Source organism: Haloarchaeobius salinus (genome assembly GCF_024464185.1).
In the GTDB taxonomy this organism is placed as follows: domain Archaea; phylum Halobacteriota; class Halobacteria; order Halobacteriales; family Natrialbaceae; genus Haloarchaeobius; species Haloarchaeobius salinus.
The window spans coordinates 1,179,286-1,197,132 of sequence record NZ_JANHAU010000001.1; the positions used below are offsets into that span (position 1 = coordinate 1,179,286).

12 protein-coding genes are annotated in these 17,847 nt (G+C 68.6%); 7 read left to right on the forward strand and 5 right to left on the reverse strand.

Annotation, left to right across the window (positions count from 1 at the left end; translation table 11 throughout):
- The first annotated feature begins 133 nt into the window (after positions 1–133).
- Entirely contained in the window at positions 134–1,792 is a 1,659-nt protein-coding gene (locus NO345_RS06040) for a tRNA uridine(34) 5-carboxymethylaminomethyl modification radical SAM/GNAT enzyme Elp3 (RefSeq protein WP_256297384.1), read from the forward strand.
- Positions 1,793–1,848: 56 nt separating this feature from the next.
- Positions 1,849–2,082 carry a DUF6199 family natural product biosynthesis protein gene (locus NO345_RS06045; RefSeq protein WP_256297386.1) on the forward strand — a complete coding sequence of 78 codons (234 nt, stop codon included), beginning with the start codon at positions 1,849–1,851 and terminating at the stop codon, positions 2,080–2,082.
- A gap of 7 nt (positions 2,083–2,089) precedes the next feature.
- Here NO345_RS06045 and NO345_RS06050 read toward each other — a convergent pair whose 3' ends face one another.
- Positions 2,090–2,677: an NUDIX hydrolase gene (locus NO345_RS06050; RefSeq protein ID WP_256297388.1), complete on the reverse strand. Its 588-nt coding sequence runs from the start codon at positions 2,675–2,677 to the stop codon at positions 2,090–2,092.
- 143 nt (positions 2,678–2,820) lie between these two features.
- Between NO345_RS06050 and NO345_RS06055 the strand changes: the two genes are divergently transcribed.
- A complete protein-coding gene (locus tag NO345_RS06055) occupies positions 2,821–4,053 on the forward strand; it encodes a Zn-dependent hydrolase (protein ID WP_256297390.1) in 1,233 nt (410 codons plus the stop codon).
- Positions 4,054–4,069: 16 nt separating this feature from the next.
- Here NO345_RS06055 and NO345_RS06060 read toward each other — a convergent pair whose 3' ends face one another.
- Positions 4,070–4,345, reverse strand: a complete 276-nt coding sequence (locus tag NO345_RS06060; protein WP_256297392.1) for a hypothetical protein — start codon at positions 4,343–4,345, stop codon at positions 4,070–4,072.
- Positions 4,346–4,422: 77 nt separating this feature from the next.
- Between NO345_RS06060 and rqcH the strand changes: the two genes are divergently transcribed.
- The 3 genes from rqcH to NO345_RS06075 all read left to right on the forward strand — a co-directional run bounded on the left by rqcH (position 4,423) and on the right by NO345_RS06075 (position 8,871).
- Entirely contained in the window at positions 4,423–6,579 is a 2,157-nt protein-coding gene (rqcH, locus tag NO345_RS06065; RefSeq protein WP_256297394.1) for a ribosome rescue protein RqcH, read from the forward strand.
- Positions 6,580–6,612: 33 nt separating this feature from the next.
- Complete coding sequence (locus NO345_RS06070; RefSeq protein ID WP_256297396.1) at positions 6,613–7,320, forward strand: DUF4013 domain-containing protein; 708 nt, start codon at positions 6,613–6,615, stop codon at positions 7,318–7,320.
- A gap of 483 nt (positions 7,321–7,803) precedes the next feature.
- Positions 7,804–8,871 (forward strand): mRNA surveillance protein pelota, encoded by a 1,068-nt coding sequence (locus NO345_RS06075; RefSeq protein WP_256297398.1) that lies wholly within the window; start codon positions 7,804–7,806, stop codon positions 8,869–8,871.
- A 192-nt stretch (positions 8,872–9,063) separates the two neighbouring features.
- Here the strand turns inward: NO345_RS06075 and NO345_RS06080 are convergent, their stop codons facing one another.
- The 3 genes from NO345_RS06080 to NO345_RS06090 all read right to left on the reverse strand — a co-directional run bounded on the left by NO345_RS06080 (position 9,064) and on the right by NO345_RS06090 (position 14,696).
- Positions 9,064–9,846 (reverse strand): TrmB family transcriptional regulator, encoded by a 783-nt coding sequence (locus tag NO345_RS06080; protein WP_256297400.1) that lies wholly within the window; start codon positions 9,844–9,846, stop codon positions 9,064–9,066.
- Positions 9,843–13,814, reverse strand: a complete 3,972-nt coding sequence (locus tag NO345_RS06085) for an MMPL family transporter (RefSeq protein ID WP_256297402.1) — start codon at positions 13,812–13,814, stop codon at positions 9,843–9,845. Before NO345_RS06085 ends, NO345_RS06080 begins: the two co-directional genes overlap by 4 nt.
- Positions 13,815–13,961: 147 nt before the next feature.
- Complete coding sequence (locus NO345_RS06090) at positions 13,962–14,696, reverse strand: MBL fold metallo-hydrolase (RefSeq protein ID WP_256297404.1); 735 nt, start codon at positions 14,694–14,696, stop codon at positions 13,962–13,964.
- A gap of 278 nt (positions 14,697–14,974) precedes the next feature.
- Between NO345_RS06090 and NO345_RS06095 the strand changes: the two genes are divergently transcribed.
- The gene (locus tag NO345_RS06095) at positions 14,975–17,779 is read left to right on the forward strand and encodes an ATP-dependent helicase (RefSeq protein WP_256297406.1); all 2,805 of its coding nucleotides are present in this window, start codon (positions 14,975–14,977) and stop codon (positions 17,777–17,779) included.
- The last annotated feature ends 68 nt before the right edge of the window (positions 17,780–17,847 follow it).

Here is a 17,847-nt window from a genome sequence, read left to right on the forward strand (position 1 = left end):
CCGACGGTGGGACTGAAAGGGGCGACGGGGCTTTCTGCCTGTTCGTGGTCCAAGCGAGTCCCGCGAACGTCCGGACAGACGTCCATACTCGCTAACGACACGCTTTTTGCCGTCACGGGGCCACGAATGGGTAATGAGCACGGAGACGGACCCGACGAACTCGGACGCGTTCGAGGCGGTCTGCGAGACGCTCGTGGAGGGCATCCTCGCGGGCGAGATCGAACGCGAGGACGTCGAGTCCGCGAAGCTCGCGGCCTGCTCCGAGCACAGCGCGCCGAAGGTGCCGAAGAACTCGGAGATACTGGACTACGCTCCCCAGGACCGCCGCGAGGAGCTGGAGGCAGCCCTCCGGCGCAAGCCCGTCCGGACGGCCTCGGGCGTCTCGCCGGTGGCCATCATGACCTCGCCGCACATGTGCCCGCACGGGAAGTGCCTCTACTGTCCGGGCGGGCCAGCGTCGGAGTTCGACAGCTCGCAGAGCTACACCGGGCACGAGCCGGCGGCGGCCCGCGGCGAGCAGAACGACTACGACCCGTACGGGCAGGTGACGTTGCGGCTCGAACAGCTCCGCGAGATCGGCCATCCGGTCGACAAGGCGGAACTCATCCTGATGGGCGGGACGATGACCGCCCGGAGCCACGACTACCAGGAGTGGTTCGTCAAGCGCGCGCTGGAGGCGATGAACGACTTCGACGTCGACAAGCAGCCCGAACCCGCAGAGGGCGAGAGCTTCGCGCAGGACCCCGATGAGTACGAGTTCCGGTACCTGGAGGACGTCATCGCGGAGAACGAGACGGCGGACGTGCGAAACATCGGGACGACGTTCGAGACGAAGCCCGACTGGTGCGACCCCGAGCAGATCGACCGGATGCTCGACCTCGGCGGGACGAAGGTCGAGGTCGGCGTCCAGACGACCTTCGAGCGGATCAACCGCGAGATGCACCGCGGTCACGGCGTGCAGGCGAGCGTCGACGCGAACCGGCGGCTCCGGGACGCGGCGTTCAAGGTCGGCTTCCACATGATGCCCGGCCAGCCGGGGATGTCGAAGGCGATGTGTCTGGAGGACTTCCGGCGGATTTTCGAGGAGGAGCAGTGGAAGCCGGACTACCTGAAGGTCTACCCGACGCTCGTCGTCCGTGGGACCCGGGTCTACGACTCGTGGTACCGCGACGAGTACGAGCCGCTGACGAACGAGGAGGCGGCCGAACTCGTCGCGGAGGCGCTGTCGATGGTGCCGAGGTACACCCGCGTCCAGCGCGTCCAGCGCGACATCCCGGCGGACTTCATCGACGCGGGCGTCTGGAAGTCGAACCTGCGCCAGCTCGCGTGGCAGAAGATGGACGAGCACGGCTGGGACTGCGAGTGCATCCGCTGTCGCGAGGCCGGGATGAACGACGAGGAGCCCGAGAACGTCACGCTCGACACCATCACCTACGAGGCCGGCGGCGGGACGGAGCAGTTCATCAGCTTCGAGGACCGCGAGAAGGACCTGCTCGTCGGCTTCTGTCGGCTGCGGTTCCCGAACGAACCGGTCAGGCGGGAGCTCGAAGACGCCGCGCTCGTCCGCGAGCTCCACGTCTACGGCGACCAGGTCGGTGTCGGCCAGTCGGGCGGCGACGGTGACCAGCAGCACCGGGGCTACGGCCGGCGGCTTCTGGCGGAGGCCGAGCGCCGCGCCCGGGAAGCCGGCTTCCGGAAGCTCTCGGTCATCTCCGGTATCGGCGTCCGGCAGTACTACCGCGAGAAGCTCGGCTACCACCAGGACGGGCCGTACGTGAGCAAGCGGCTGTGACGGATTCCGGTCGGATATCCGACAGTTTTAACGAACATCGTCTCCGACACTAGCACATGGTGAACCTGAACATGCTGTTCTGGGGCGGTGTGGTCGCCGTCTTCGGAGTCGTGGGCTACCGGTACGCCTACGAGCTCTCCCGGTTCAGCGAACAGCTCGACGCGATCGGGAGCAAGCGCGCTGCCGCGGAGGTCGAGCCGGCGGACTGGAAGGTCGCCCTCGAACGCGGCGTCTCCGGACTGCTAGCCATCGTTGGTGCGGGGATGGTCGTCGGCGCGTTCGTCCTCTGAGACGGCGTCACGCGCCCTCCTCGCCGGCTATCAGCGTCAGGATCTCCTCACGCTCGCGACACTCCGGGAGCAGCTCGCGGTCGAACACGCCCGTGGCCCGGGTCACGCCGGGGTGGTCGATACGCTCGCGTTCGACGGTGAGCGAGCCGCCGACGCGGTGGCCGACGAACTGCGCGAGGGGGAGGGTGACGCTCGACCCGTCGCGGTACTGGAACTCGAACCGGCCGGAGTACAGCAGTTCGGTGAGCTCTATCTCGAGGCCGGTCTCCTCGTGGGCCTCCATGTGGACCGTCTCCTCGGGCGTCTGATTGGCCTCGACGACCCCGCCCGGCGGCTCCCAGTGACCGCTCGGGTTGTAGACGAGGACGGTCTCCTCGCGGGCATCGGTGTAGAACACCACGACGGAGGCGATACCGGCGAGGCGTTCGAGCTGGCCGTCGACGCTGTCCGGCGGGCCGTCGGGGTCGAAGTGGCGCGGGCCGTACTCGAACGGTTCGACGGTGCGCTCGGTGTCCCACCGCTCCCGGAGGTCGGCGAGGACGCGGTCGGTCCGGGCGGCGACGCGTTCGCGGACCGCGGGCCAGTCGTCGGTCATCGACCACCGTACTCGTTTCAGTTATTTATCAGTTCTGTGCGGAACGACCGTGAGGGTTGTCCACACCGACCGAGGCTATGCAGGAACCGGCATCGTCCGGGACGAACTGGGGAACTGAAATCCCCGGACGATGTGGACGACGTATGGACAGGACGGTGTCGAGCGAGCGACTCCGGGAGCGGTTCGACGAGTTCAACGAGATCGGCGAGACCGAGCGCGGCGGGGTGAACCGACCGTCGCTCTCTGACGCGAACCGGCGGGCGAGGGACACGCTGGTCGAGTGGTTCGAGGCGGCCGGGCTGACGGTCACCGTCGACGAACTCGGGAACATCTTCGGCCGCCGACCCGGTCGGAACGACGACCTCCCACCGGTGCTCGTCGGCTCGCACGTCGACAGCCAGTACAACGGCGGGCGCTACGACGGCGTCATCGGCGTCCTCGGCGGGCTGGAGATCGTCGAGACGCTGAACGACGCCGGAATCGAGACGGAACGACCCATCGAGGTCGTCGCCTGGAGCAACGAGGAGGGCGTGCGCTTCCAGCCGGACATGCTCGGCAGCGGCGCGTTCGCGGGCAAGTTCGACGTCGACTTCGCCTACGACCTGACCGACAAGGAAGGGAACCGCTTCGGCGACGAGCTGGAGCGCATCGGCTACCGGGGCGACGCGCCCTGCGAGCCCCGCGACCTGCACTGCTACCTCGAACTCCACGTCGAGCAGGGGCCGAAACTGGAGCAGGCGGGCCACAGCGTCGGCATCGTCGAGGGCGTCTACGGCTTCGTCTGGTTCGACGCGGCGTTCGAGGGCGCGGCCGACCACGCCGGCCCGACGCCGATGCACCAGCGCCACGACGCCCTCGTCGCGACGAGCGACGTGGTCGAGGCGGTCCGGCGCATCGCCGGCACGGGCGGCGACGACCTCGTCGGGACCGTCGGCTCGGTCGACGTCTCCCCGAACGCCATCAACGTCATCCCCGAGCGCGTGGACTTCACCGTCGACTTCCGGTCGTACGACGACGGGACCGTCGAGCGGGCGGCCGAGAAGGTCCGGAAGGAGATTGCCCACGCCGCGGACCGCGAGGGCGTCGACTGGGAGTGCGAGGAGGTCATGCGCATCGAGTCGCAGTCGTTCGACGACGACCTCGTCGAGACGGTCGCAGACGCGGCCGACGCGCTCGACGCCGAGTACACCCGGCTGGTCAGCGGGGCGGGCCACGACGCCAGCTACCTCAATCGGGTCTGCCCGACGGCGATGGTGTTCGTCCCGAGCGTCGACGGCATCAGCCACACCGAGGACGAGTTCACCGAGTGGGAGGACGTCGTCGCCGGGACGAACGTGCTGCTGAACGCGGTGCTGGAGCAGGCGGACGAGTCCTGAGCCCCGGCGGTCCGACTCAGGGACGCGACGATTCGAAGAAGTCGGTGAGTTCGTCCCACGCGACGAGTACCAGGCCGAGCGCGACGAACCCGGCGACCAGCCGGAGGACGGTCGTGTTCACCGGGCGACCGGCCAGCGAGCAGTAGACTCCGTACGCCGTCAGCGAGACGACGGTGAGCGCGATGGTGGCGACGCCGAGCACCCGTGCAGGGAGCGGAATCAGCGAGCCACCGTTGCCGGAGCCCGACGAGCCGGAGATGGGACCGCCGTGCATCTTCGTCCCTGCCGACACGTCTGGTGGAGAAAGTCCTTTCGACACCGCCACACACGAACGACAGGCCCTTACCCCAGCCACGAAAATTCGGGGGCATGGAACCGAAGCGCGAACTGACCAGCGTCGACCTCGCCGCGCTCGTCTCCGAGCTGAACGCCTACAAGGGGGCGAAGCTCGACAAGGCGTACCTCTACGGCGACGACCTGGTCAGGCTGAAGCTGCGCGACTACGACCGGGGTCGCGTCGAACTCATCCTGGAGGTCGGCGACGTGATGCGCGCCCACGTCGCCGCGCCGACGCACGTCCCCGACGCGCCCGGGCGGCCGCCGAACTTCGCGATGATGCTACGGAACCGGCTCTCGGGCGCGGACTTCGAGGGCGTCGAGCAGTACGAGTTCGACCGCATCCTCGAGTTCGAGTTCTCCCGCGAGGACGGCGACACGAAGATAATCGTCGAGCTGTTCGGCCACGGCAACGTCGCGGTCTGCGACGGGACGTACGAGGTCATCGACTGTCTGGACACAGTGCGACTCAAGTCCCGCACGGTCGCGCCGGGCTCGACCTACGGCTTCCCGGACTCCCGCATCAACCCCCTCACCGTGGACTACGAGGGGTTCGCCCACACGATGGACGACTCCGACACCGACGTGGTCCGCACGCTCGCCACCCAGCTGAACTGGGGCGGGCTCTGGGCCGAGGAGCTGTGCACCCGCGCCGGCGTCGAGAAGGTCCTCGACATCACCGAGGCCGGCGACGAGGAGTACGAACAGTTGTACGACGTGGTCCAGCGCCTCGCCGAGTCGCTCTCGTCGGCCGACCTCGACCCCCGGGTGTACTACGAGGTCGACGACGGGGACGACGAGGATGGCGAGGACTCCGGCGACGACGGTCCTCGAGGCGTCGTCGACGTGACGCCCGTCCCGCTGGAGGAGCACGAGATGGACGACTCGCTCGCCAGCGACGCCTACGAGACGTTCAACGGCGCGGTCGACGACTACTTCTACGAACTCGACCGGAGCGACGACGAGGAGAGCGAGCCGGTCGGCAACACCGGCCCGGACTTCGAGGAGCAGATCGCCAAGCACGAGCGCATCATCGAGCAGCAGGAGGGCGCGATTTCGGGCTTCGAGGAGCAGGCCGAGGAGGAGCGCGAGAAGGCCGAACTGCTGTACGGCAACTACGGGCTGGTCGACGAGGTCATCTCGACGGTCCGCTCGGCCCGCGAGGACGACGTGCCCTGGGACGACATCGCCGAGACGTTCGAGGCCGGCGCGGACCAGGGCATCCCGGAGGCCGAGGCGGTCGTCGACGTCGATGGCTCCGAAGGGACGGTGACGCTCGAACTCGACGGTACGCGCGTCGCGGTCGACGTGGCAGACGGCGTCGAGAAGAACGCCGACCGGCTCTACACCGAGGCCAAGCGCATCGAGGGCAAGAAGGAGGGTGCGATGGCGGCCATCGAGGACACCCGCGAGGAGCTCGCGGAGATCAAGGAGCGCAAGGCGGCCTACGAGGAGCGCGACGAGGACGACAGCGAAGACGAGGACGACGAGCACGAGGTCGACTGGCTCGCCCGCGCCGACATCCCGATCCGCCGCGACGAGAAGTGGTTCGAGCGGTTCCGCTGGTTCCACACGAGCACGGGCTACCTCGTCATCGGCGGCCGAGACGCCGACCAGAACGAGGAGCTCGTCAAGAAGTACGTCGAGGGCGGCGACAGGGTGTTCCACACGCAGGCCCACGGCGGCCCCGTCACCGTGCTGAAGGCGACGGACCCGAGCGAGCCCTCCCGCGAGGTCGACTTCGACGACGGGACCCTGCAGCAGGCCGCCCAGTTCGCCGTCACCTACTCCTCGGTCTGGAAGGACGGCCGGTACGCCGACGACGTCTACATGGTCGACGCCGACCAGGTGTCGAAGACGCCCGAGAGCGGCGAGTTCCTGGAGAAGGGCGGCTTCGCCATCCGCGGTGACCGGACCTACTTCCGGGACACGCCGGTCGGCTGTGCGGTCGGCATCCAGTGCGAGCCGTCGACCAGGGTAATCGGCGGCCCGCCGGCCGCAATCGAGGACCGCGTGGAGACGAGCATGCGCGTCGAGCCGGGTCGGTACGCCCAGGGCGACGTGGCCAAGCGCATCTACCGCGAGTTCCGCGAGCGGTTCAACGACACCTCCTTCGTCCGCAAGGTCGCCAGCCCGGACCGCATCCAGCACTTCCTGCCGCCGGGCGGGAGCCGCATCGTGGAGGAGTGATGGCGATGCGGGACGGGATTCGGAGGGGAAAGCGTGGTCGCTGAGGCGTTCCTCTACCCGTTCCGCGACGGGGCGGACCGGTCGGCCCTCGCCGTGCTGTTCGCCTGCGGGCTCGTGACCGCCATCTGCGGCCAGCTCGCCGTCGCGCTCTACCCGGCGACACCGTGGCTCGTCCCCGCGCTCGTCGCACCGCTCCCGCTCGTCGCCTGGGCGGGCTTCTGTCGACACGTCGTCGCGTCGACGGTCACCGACCGGGACGCCCCGCTGCCGTCGTTCGGGAGCGTGCGAGGCCGCTTTCGCGACGGGCTCCTGCTCATCGCCGTGACGGTGGCGTACCTCGCAGTCCCGGCTGGGATGTTGCTCATCACGGTGCGGGGCGCGACCCGGATCGACCCGGTGGCCATCACGCTCGAGACCGGGACGGTCGTCCTGCTCGGCTCGACGCTGACCATGTTCGTCGCCCTCGCCGTCGGCTACGTCTACCCCGCCGTCGTCGCCCGCCGGCTCGACCGCGCGGACGCGCCGCTGTTCCACCCGGGCGGGCTGCTCTACGTCATCCACAACCCCTCCTACCTCGTCGCCTGGGCGGCCGCGATGGTCGTCGCGTTCGTCGGCTTCGGCGTCTCCGGCCAGCTGTTCGGCGGCCGCGGCGTCCCGGGGCTGCTCGCCGGGCTCGTGGCGGTGTACGCGAGCGTCGTGGCTGCGAGGCTGGTCGGTATTGGGTACGTACGGGCCAGGTAGCCTGCGGAAGTTTACGAATATTGTAAACTTTCAGTGGCGACATCGAAGAATCAGCCGGGTGGCGCGCGGCTGGCGAGACTGCGCGACCGCAAGGGAGCGCGTCTCGCCGCACTCGCGCGAGGGATGAGCGAGGGAGCCTGCGACCGAGCGAAGAGGTTGGGGAGGTGTGAGGTGCGGTGCTGTGCGGTGGGCGGGACTGAAAGGGGCCGCTGCTCGACGAACCCGGACGAAGCAAGGACCGCAGGAACGAGGACCACAGCGAGTTCTCCGCGAGCCTGCGAGCGGAGAGCAGCGAGACGACGGAGGAGTCTCGCCAATCCCGGGAGTCGAGCAGCCGGGGGCTTTCTGGCTGTTCGTGGAGAGAGATTCAGATGAGTAAGCTGCTGTCGAGGTATCATCAGTCGCTTCACGACCACTGCAGATGCATCCACCAAACCACACCGAAAGGAAAGGCATGTAGCCCCGGACACCCGATGCGACCGTATGCAGGTGAAGAGCCGGGTCCGCGTCGAGGGCGGTCGCGAGCGCATCACGCTCGTCCCCGAGAGCCTCGACGACCTCTGGCACCTCCAGTACGTCCTCGAGCCCGGCGACCTCGTCGCCGGCGACACCACCCGCCGCATCCAGCGCGACGACGAGGAGCTGCGCGACACGGGCGGCGAACGCGAGCACATGCACGTCACCATCGGCGTGGAGGAGGTGGAGTTCCACAAGTTCGCGAACCGGCTGCGCGTCTCGGGGACCATCGAGGACTGCTCCAGGGAGGACCAGCTGGGGCTGCACCACACGCTGAACGTGGAGGACCACGACGAGATCGAGGTCACGAAGCACTGGAAGCCGGACCAGCTCGAACGCCTCGAGGAAGCCGAAGAATCCGCGGACAACCCGGACGTGGTCATCGCGACGGTCGAGGAGGGCGAGGCGCACATCCACACGGTCACGCAGTACGGCACGGAGTCGCGGGGCACCTTCACGGGGACGACCGGCAAGGGCGAGTACGCCCGCGGTCGCGGCGAGCTCTTCGCCGAGCTCGCGACCGCGCTGGCACGGATGGACGCCGACGCGTTCATACTCGCGGGGCCGGGCTTCACGAAGCAGGACGCCTACGACCACATCGAGAAGAACCATCCCGAGGTTGCGGAGAAGATGACCGTCGTGGACACCGCCTCCGTGGGCGACCGCGGGGTCCACGAGGTGCTGAAACGGGGTGCCGTCGAGGACGTCCAGCGCGAGACGCGCATCGCGGCCGAGGCGGACGCCATCGACGAGCTGATGGAGCGCATCGCCACGGGTCACGAGGCAGCGTACGGGCTGGAGCAGGTCCAGAAGGCGGCGGAGTACGGTGCCATCGACGAGCTGCTGATCCTGGACGAGAAGCTGCGCGAGGAGCGCGGCCCCGACGGCGAGTGGGTCCTCGACGTCAACGACCTCATCACCGACGTCGAGCGCAAAGGCGGCGAGATCACGGTGTTCTCGAGCGAGTTCGACCCCGGCCGACAGCTCCGGAACCTCGGCGGTATCGCGGCGCTGCTGCGGTATCGACTGGAGTGACGCCTACACGGTTTGGTGTCGGTTACTGGGACGTGGCGGAGAGAGTTCCGGCTGCGGCGTCGAGCCGCCGGTAGCACGGACTGCCGAGACGACGACCTCCGCAACTCGTCGGTTCCGTTCCCCTCTCTCCCCCTGTCCGTCGACACGCGGACCGGACGGCCGTACACCCCGGCCGTCCGCTCCCGGTTCCGCCTATCGGTCGACCGGCGAGATGGTCGTCTCGACCAGCTGGACCAGCACCTCCGCGAATCCGGTTCCGGCGCTCCAGAACGCGGTCTCGCGGTTGATGCCCGGCAGCTCCTCGTCGTCGCCGAGCACGCTCAACAGCAGGATGTCGTCGTCGCCGAGCAGCGCACGACCTGTGTGCTCGTCGTTGACGTGGGTATCGGTCAGCGGTTCGACCGCCTCGATGCCCGGGTGGTCGTCGTACAGCGCCCGGACCGCGGGGTCCTCGCTGAAGACGACGACGGCGAGCCCGTCGTCGGCGCGCTCTCGCAGCGCGGTGTCGATGTCATCGCCGACGAGTTCGGGGGACCGCGCGGCGAACAGGATGGAGTCCTCGGCGCGCCGGATGAGGTCGGCGGCACGGTCGGCGATCCGGTCGTGCCCCCGGACCATCCAGATGTCCTCCTGCTCCTCCTCCTCGTCGCGGCCGAACTCCTCGCGGACCGTCTCGACGTAGTCGAACGCCCGGTTGGACTCCTGCTCGAAGCGTTCCCGGAGCGTCGAGCGGGCCTCGTCGATGCTGACCGCACGGTACTGGATGGGGCTGGACTGCTGCACCTCCACGAGCCCGCGGTCCTCGAGGCTCTCGGTGACGCTGTACACCTGCGAGCGCGGCACGTCGGTCACGCGCGAGACGTCCCGGGCGGTGCCGGTGCCGAGCTTGTGCAGGGCGATGAACACCTTGGCCTCGTAGCTGGTGAGGCCGAGGCGTTCCATCGACTCGATGGCGTCGTCCTCGTCGGCGGTCATCGGTCGTCCCCCGCCAGCCAGCGGTCGTACAGCGATTCGAGCTCCTCGCTGGTGAGTTCGCCCTCGCTCGCGAGCTCGCTGGCGCGGTCGAGCGTCTCCCGCGTCACGGGGCCGGACAGGGCCTCACGCAGGAACGGCGTCGTCACCGTCAGTGCGTCGGGGCCGTCGAAGGTGGCCTCGCCCGCGGCCGAGGAGAGCGTCGCGTCGAACGCGAGCTCCTCGCCGGCGGTCGCGTCGGTCGGGACGGCCGCCTCGTAGGCGAGTGTCACGTCGGCCGGCTCGTCGAACTCCCAGGCCACGTACAGCCTGCGGCCGACCATCGAGTACGAGGTCGGCTTCGGCGAGAGCGTCGTGACGCGCCCGCCGGTGCCGGGCACCGTCTCGGAGAGGACGACACGGCCATCGACGTCCTCGACCGAGAGGGTGACCTGGAACGTCGCGCCGGGCTCGGGTCGCTCGTCGGAGACGGTTCGGGTCGCCGTCGGGGTGTCGTCGGTGGTGGCGACCGCGGCCGCGCCGGCCGCGCCCGCGCTCCCGACGGCGGTGGGTTCGGTCGTCTCCGCAGTCGTCTCGTCCGTCGTGGCCGCCTCGGCGTCCGTGACTGCGGTGGCGTCGGCAGCCGTGTCGGCCTCGGTCACGTCTTGCAGGTCGCTCCCGCCGCCGAGGTCGAGGTCGTCCGACGGGACGGCGTCCGCGGACGCGGCCGCCCGGGTATCGCTCGACGAACCGGCGGCGGACCCCGGCTGGGGTGCTGCGGGCTCGTCGTTCGTCGTGTCGTGGGCCGCGGGAACGGGGGCGTCCGTCGTCGCCGTCGTCTCCACGGTGGTCGGGTCGTCGGCCCCGCCGTTGGCGGCGGGCACGGCGTCGCCACCGTCGTCGAACATCGACCCGACCTCGTCGGGGCCGAGGTAGCGGTGCCAGACGACGAGCAGGCTCGGCAGCACCAGCACGCTCGCGAGGAACGCGTAGATGATGGTGAGCGCGGTGATGACGCCGAACTGCTGGAGTGCCGGGAAGATGGCGAAGCTGAGCACCCCGAAGCCGCCGACGGTCGTCGCGGCCGAGCCGAGCAGCGCGCCGCCGGTCCCGGTGATGGTGGTGCGCATGGCCTCCCACTGGTCCGCGCGGCGGCCGAGCTCGAGGTTGAACCGCTCGGAGACGTGGATGCTGTAGGCGACCCCGAGCCCGACGGTCAGGCTGGTGATCATCCCGGTCAGCACGTTGAACGGCATCCCGATGAGGTACATCGTCCCCAGGATCCACGTCACCGAGAGGGCGACGGGGAGCAGGGTGACGATACCCAGCGTCGCGCTCCCCTCGGTGATGCGGTAGGCGATCATGAGGAACGCGAACACGGCGACGAGCGTGATGACGAGGCTCTGGATGACGGTGTCGAGCAGCTGCTGCTGGATGACCTCGTTGACGACCGGCGAGCCGGTCGCGATGGCGGTCACCGAGTTGCCGCCGTCCTCGATGGCGGTCGCGATGGCGCGCATCTCCTCGGTCTGTTCGGAGGTCGTCGTCCCGCCGTCGGTGGGCACGACGAGCCGCATCGCCACGTAGTCGCCGCCCTCGGTCCGGTAGAGCACGTCCGCGGCCTGCTGCGGGGCGACCTCGAACAGCCGGTCGTACAGCGCCGTGACGTTCTCCTCGGGCACGCCGTCCGGGCCGAGCGACGCCTGGTAGCTCTCGTTGAAGCTCTCGTTCTCGGCGGCGACCGTCTCCATGACCGTCAGCGGCGAACGGTAGGCGACCTCACCACTCGCGCCGACGAACGGCGTCTGGTAGGTGTCCTCGTCGCCGAGGAGCTCCTGTTGCTCGTGCAACGCCTGCAACGTGGCGGGGTCGTCGATACCGCTCCCGTCCCCGCCGGCCTTCATCAACACCTGCGCCTGCGAGTCGTCGCGCTGGAAGTTGTCGTTGACGTAGTCGAGGTTGGACTTGGCGGTGTACTCGCCGGGCGCGAGCGGCTCGGGCAGGTCGTACATCCAGTTCGGCGGCTCGTCCGCGATGAAGTCCTCGTTCGCGAACGAGGTGTCGACCTGCGTCGCGCCCGCAGCGCCCCCGACGGAGAGCAACAGGGCGACCAGGATGACCGCGACGGGAGCCTTCTTCGCGAGCGTCGAGCCGACCGCGAGGAGCTCGCTGAAGCGACCGCCACCGGTCCCGAACGCGCGCTTCCTGCGGTCCCAGCCGAGGCGGTCCTCGAAGAAGCTGTCGAACTCCACCTTCAGCGCGGGGACGAACGCGCCGAAGACGACGAGCGCGGCGACGATACCGAACGAGGAGACGACGCCGAAGTCCTGGATGGGCGCGAGCGGGCTCGTGAGGTTCGAGAGGAACCCGATGACCGTCGTCGCGGTCACCCAGACGAGGGCGACGCCGACGCCGGCGAGCGCGTAGCTCATCGAGCCGCGTACGTCGCTCGGCGTTTCGTCGTCGAGGCGCTCCTCGCGCTGGCGCATGAAGATGTGGATCGCGTAGTCGATGGAGAGCCCGATGAGCAACACCGGGACCGCGATCATGATCTGGTTGAACGAGATGTCGGCGTAGCCCATGAACCCGAACGTCCACGTCAGCACCACGCCGATGCCGAACAGCCCGAGCGCGATGTCGAGCGCGTCACGGTACGCGATGGTGAGCGTGATGAGGACGAAGAGGATGGCGAGCGGGCCGACGATGGCCAGCGAGTCCTCCATCGACATGTTGATCTCGTTCGAGATGATGCCGAAGCCGAAGACGAGGTAGTCCTCGCCCGAGTTCACGTCCTGGGCGTACTCCTGCATCTCCAGCTGGGCGTCGATGGTGACGTCCTCGACGGCGGCACCGCCGCCGACGTCGCTGCTGGACTGGGCGACCTGCTGGATGATCATCGTCCGCGCGCTGGCCTCCGTGGAGCCGGGCGTGTAGCTCTTCTCCATCAGCCCGACGGCCTGCCCGGCGAACGGCGAGTCGCCGTTCTCACCGTCGCCATCGCCCAGGACGGTGGTGAGCACGGAGTCGAGCTCCGAGGCGTTCATCGATTCGAGCTGTTCGCGCTGCTCTGCGAGCGTCGGCGTCGAGGCGTTCTGGAGCGCGGCCTGCTGCTCCTGGAACGCCGCGAAGTCCTCCTCCAGGGCCGCGCCGCGCTCCTCCAGGGACTCCCGCTGGTCCTGGAGTTCGGCGGCGCGCTGCTGGAGCGCCGCGCCCTGGTCCTCGAGGGCGTCGTACTGGCCCTGCAGGACGCCGACGGTCCCGAGCTGGTACGCCTGCTCGATCTCGGACTGGCTCGTCGCGTTCCGGACGTCCTCGCCGGCCTGCTCGAAGACTGCGTACTGCGTCGCGTTCAGGGTGACCGAGCCGTTGGGCTCGACGCCCTCCCACTGCGTCCGGATGGAGGCGTTGGGGTTCCGCTGGACGACGTTGAGTGCGGCCTGCAGCTGGTCGGCCGTCGCGTTCAGGTCGTCGCTGCGCTGTTGGAGTGCGGCCCGGTCCGTTTCCAGTTGCTCGAAGGCGTCCTCGAGTTCCGTCTGGTCCTCCTCCAGCCGGTCTTGGCGCTGCTGGAGCGCCGCGCCCTGGGCCTCCAGCTCGGAGATGCGTTCCTGCTGGATGGCCGCGATGGCCACGATGTTCGAGACGCCAGTGATCGGCTGGTCCTCGACGAGCGTCCCGTTTATCGACTCGTCGTCACGCAGCGTCTGCTGGAACTCGATGGAGCGTAGCAGCGACTCCTTCGAGAGGACGTTCCCGTTCTCGCTCCTGACGATGACCTGTGCGGACTGCGTCTGTTGGTCGCCGGCGGTGAAGTTGTTGGTGATGAAGCTCTGAGCTGCGTCCTCCGGGGTGTCGCTCTGGAACTGTCCGAGATCGGACTGGCTCGAAACGCTGCCCGCCCCGGCGCCGAGGACGACGGTCATGACCAGCATCACCGCGATGATGACCTTGCTGTACGACGTGACTCCGTCCGTGAGCCGCCGAAGCGCCTTCATCCGTCATCCTCCGTGACGAACGCGCCGGCGGCCTTCCTGTGTGTTCCGACCATAATGACAGTGGTGTTGTTATGTCGCTACTAACAATCTCCCTCGAATAAAGCTGTCGCTATCCGAAGATGAAACGGAGCGCACGTCGTCACCAGTTCACTCGATGCTCAGCGAGAGCATGTCGTCGGCGAAGCGCACGTCCCCGTCGTAGTGCTCCGCGATGGACGACAGCATCGCCTCGTGCTCGCCGTTTGTGTGCGGGTAGAGGTGCGTGAGGTACACCCGGCCGATCTCGTGGCCCGACAGGGCCCGCCCCAGCTCCGACGGCGTCGGGTGGTTGTCCACGTCCACGCCGTCCGGGAACGAGCAGTCGTGCGCCAGCACCGCCGCCCCCTCCGCGAACGCCGCCAGTCCAGGGAACGCCTCCGTGTCACCCGAGAACGCGAACGCGCCGTCGAACTTGTAGGCCAGACACGGCAGCGAGTGCCGCACCTCGAAGGCCTCCACGTCGAAGCCCGCGACCGAGAACTCGTGCGGCCCGACCTCCCGCACCGTGAGGTCGACCCGTCCGTCGAGGTAGTCGTGCACATCGAGCAACCCGTCCACCAGCTCCTTCGTCCCCGTCGGGCCCACGACCTCGAGGTGGTCCTCGCCAGCCAGCCAGCGCGCCTTCAGCAGCGCCATGAGGTCCGACACGTGGTCGAGATGGTGGTGGGTCAGGAGGACCGAGGAGACGCCCTCGTAGCCGACGTTCGTGCGGGCGAGCCGGTGGAGCGTCCCCGCCCCGCAGTCGACCAGCAACGGCCGTTCGTCGCCCTCCAGCAGGATGCCGGTCTGGTGCCGGTCCGCCGTCGGCATCGCACTCCCCGTTCCGAGAAACGTGACGCGCATGTATGTCCTGTCGCGTGGGGTCCGTGAAATGTGTGACGCCACTCGTTCGAGATGTGTGCCCCTTCAGCGGGGAACGCTGGGGACGATAGCAGCCAGAATGCCCTCTCGGTCGTGGGACTCGCTGGTGACGACAACACCCTGGCCATCGGAATCGCTCCGCGATTTCGAGACAGCCGCGCGCAACCCGGCTGACCGGTCGACATCGACCCGCCCTGACGGGGTGCGAACGACTTCGCGAGTGCAAAGGCACTTGCCGGTCCATCCCCCAGGGGCCATCAATGGACGCGAGGGCGTTGCTCGCCGAGCTGGATGGGTTCGAGGGGGAGCCCGACTCGGTCGCCATCGACGACGAGGACGTCTTCGAGCTGCTGGACCCCGCCGTCCAGCGGTGGTGGGTCGAGCAGTTCGGCGAGTTCGTCCCGGAGAACGGCGGCTTCTTCACGCCGCCCCAGAAGGGGGCCATCCCGCACGTGCACGCCGAGGAGAACGCCCTCATCTGCGCGCCGACGGGCAGCGGGAAGACGCTGGCGAGCTTCACCGCCATCCTGAACGAGCTGTTCGCCAGGGAGCGCGAATCGGGGCTGGAGAACTCGGTCTACTGCCTGTACGTCTCGCCGCTGAAGAGCCTCGCGAACGACATCCACCGGAACCTCGAGGAGCCGCTGTCGGGCATCCGCGAGGTGGCCGAGGAGCGCGGCGAGCCCGTCGGCGAGGTGCGCCACGCGATTCGCCACGGGGACACCGACCAGGCGGAGCGACAGCGGATGCTGGCGGAGACGCCGCACGTGCTGAACACGACGCCGGAGACGCTCGCCATCCTGCTGAACGCGCCGAAGTTCCGCGAGAAGCTCCGGACCGTGGAGTACGTGGTCGTCGACGAGATCCACAGCCTCGCCGAGAGCAAGCGCGGCACCCACCTCTCGGTGTCGCTGGAGCGACTGGAGGCGCTGGCGGACACCTCCCCCACCAGAATCGGGTGTTCCGCGACCATCGACCCGCTCGAGGACGTGGCCGAGTTCCTCGTCGGGAACGACGTGCCGGAGCCCGACGACGCCGAGGCCACGGACGGACGCGGCGGCTTCCCCGAGCCCGAACCCCGCGAGTGCGAGATCGTCGACACCCGCTTCGCCCGCGAGTTCGACCTCCAGCTCACCTCCCCGACGGACGACCTCATCGACACCCGGCGGGACGTGGTCACCGAGCGGTTCTACAGCCAGCTGCACGACCTCATCCAGGAGCACACGAACACGCTCGTCTTCACGAACACCCGGTCGGGGGCCGAGCGCGTGCTCCACCGTCTGCGCGAGCGGTTCGACGGCTACGACGAGGCGAACTCGGGCTGTCACCACGGCAGTCTCTCGAAGGAGGTCCGCGAGGGCGTCGAGTCGAAGCTGAAATCCGGCGAGCTCGACGTGGTCACCTCCTCGACGAGCCTCGAACTCGGCATCGACATGCCCCACGTCGACCTCGTGGTGCAGGTCGGCTCGCCGAAGTCGGTCGCCGCACTTCTCCAGCGCGTCGGACGGGCGGGCCACCGGGTCGGCCAGACGGTGACCGGACGGGTCGTCGCGCTCGACCGCGACGAGCTCGTCGAGTGTGCGGTGATGCTGAAGAAGGCCGCCGAGGGGTTCGTCGACAGCGTGGACGTGCCCGAGCGCGCACAGGACGTGGCCGCCCAGCAGGTGTACGGGATGGCCATCGCGGGCATCAGGCCGGAGCGCGAGGTGCGGCGCATCCTCCGGTCGGCGTGGCCCTACCGCGAGTACGGCGAGGCCGAGTGGGAGCAGCTGATGGCCTACCTCACGGCAGACTACGACGGCCTTGAGGAGAAGAACGTCTACGCGAAGATCTGGCGCGACACGAACGACGCGCCGTCGGGCGAACACCACTACGAGGAGTACCCCGTCGGCGAGCACCTCATCGGGAAGCGCGGCCGGCTCGCCCGGGTCATCTACATGACGAACGTCGGTACCATCCCGGACTCGTTCACCTGCGACGTGTTCACCCGGGCGGGCGACGAGTGGGTCGGCCAGCTCGACGAGTCGTACCTCGATACGCTCGAACCCGGCGACGTGTTCGTCCTCGGCGGCCAGCACTTCGAGTTCCGCTACCGCCGTGGCTCGAAGGTGTACGTCGATCCGACGAGCGCCGCACCCACGGTCCCGTCGTGGTACTCCGAGCGCCTGCCCCTCTCGTACGACCTCGGGCAGGAGCTCGCCGCGTTCCAGGGCGAACTGCTGGACAGACTTGCCGAGGGCGGCCCACCGGCGGTCCGACACTGGCTGAGGGAGTTCCCGCTGGACGACAACACCGTCCGCGCGGTCACCCGGATGTTCGAGGAGCAGGTCGCCTACGCCGGCCCGGAGAGCGTCAGCACGAGCGACCGGCTCGCCATCGAAGAGGTGGTGGACCGGAACGACTACGAGCGCCGCTACCACGTCCACTCGACGTACGGACGGCGGTTCAACGATGGGTTCTCGCGCCTGCTCGCCTATCGGTGTGCGCAGGCGACGAACGCGAACGTCTCGGTCAGCGTCGCCGACAACGGCTTCACGCTCTCGATGCCGCTGAACCGGAAAGTCGACCTCGTCGGCATCGTCGAGAGCCTCGACGCGGGCGAGGTGCGCCCGGACCTGCGGGCGAGCCTGCAGGGCACCGAGCTGCTCCAGCGCTACTTCCGCATCGACGCGACGCGCTCGTTGATGATCCTCAAACGGTACAAGGGCTACGAGAAATCGGCGAAACAGCAGCAGGTCTCCAGCGAGATGCTGCTGGGCTTCGCCGAGGACCTCGACGACTTCGCGGTGATGGAGGAGACGTACCGCGAGATCCTGGAGGACAAGCTCAACGTCGCGGGCGTGCAGGAGGTCGTCCGCGCCATCGGGGCCGGGCAGATCGCGGTGAGCCACACCCGCGTCGAGTCGCCGACGCCGCGGGCGTTCGGGCTCGCGACGCTCTCCGCGAGCGACGTGGTGCTCGCCGAGGACGAGAGCGCCGTCCTGCAGGAGTTCCACGACCGCGTCGTCGAGGCCATCGGCGACGAGGCCAGTGGGGTGGACGACCTCGCCGGGACAATCGAGTAGACAGCGCAGTCGTCGTCGACGCTACCCCATCATCCACGTCGTGATGATGGGACAGTACACCGTCGTCG

Bases quoted from the DNA above. Each gene is read 5' to 3' on its own strand.
- rqcH (WP_256297394.1), top strand. From the start codon at position 4,423: ATGGAACCGAAGCGCGAACTGACCAGCGTCGACCTCGCCGCGCTCGTC.
- NO345_RS06080 (WP_256297400.1), bottom strand. From the start codon at position 9,846: ATGACCGCCGACGAGGACGACGCCATCGAGTCGATGGAACGCCTCGGC.
- NO345_RS06075 (WP_256297398.1), top strand. From the start codon at position 7,804: ATGCAGGTGAAGAGCCGGGTCCGCGTCGAGGGCGGTCGCGAGCGCATC.
- NO345_RS06095 (WP_256297406.1), top strand. From the start codon at position 14,975: ATGGACGCGAGGGCGTTGCTCGCCGAGCTGGATGGGTTCGAGGGGGAG.
- NO345_RS06045 (WP_256297386.1), top strand. From the start codon at position 1,849: ATGGTGAACCTGAACATGCTGTTCTGGGGCGGTGTGGTCGCCGTCTTC.
- NO345_RS06085 (WP_256297402.1), bottom strand. From the start codon at position 13,814: ATGAAGGCGCTTCGGCGGCTCACGGACGGAGTCACGTCGTACAGCAAG.
- NO345_RS06055 (WP_256297390.1), top strand. From the start codon at position 2,821: ATGGACAGGACGGTGTCGAGCGAGCGACTCCGGGAGCGGTTCGACGAG.
- NO345_RS06040 (WP_256297384.1), top strand. From the start codon at position 134: ATGAGCACGGAGACGGACCCGACGAACTCGGACGCGTTCGAGGCGGTC.
- NO345_RS06050 (WP_256297388.1), bottom strand. From the start codon at position 2,677: ATGACCGACGACTGGCCCGCGGTCCGCGAACGCGTCGCCGCCCGGACC.
- NO345_RS06090 (WP_256297404.1), bottom strand. From the start codon at position 14,696: ATGCGCGTCACGTTTCTCGGAACGGGGAGTGCGATGCCGACGGCGGAC.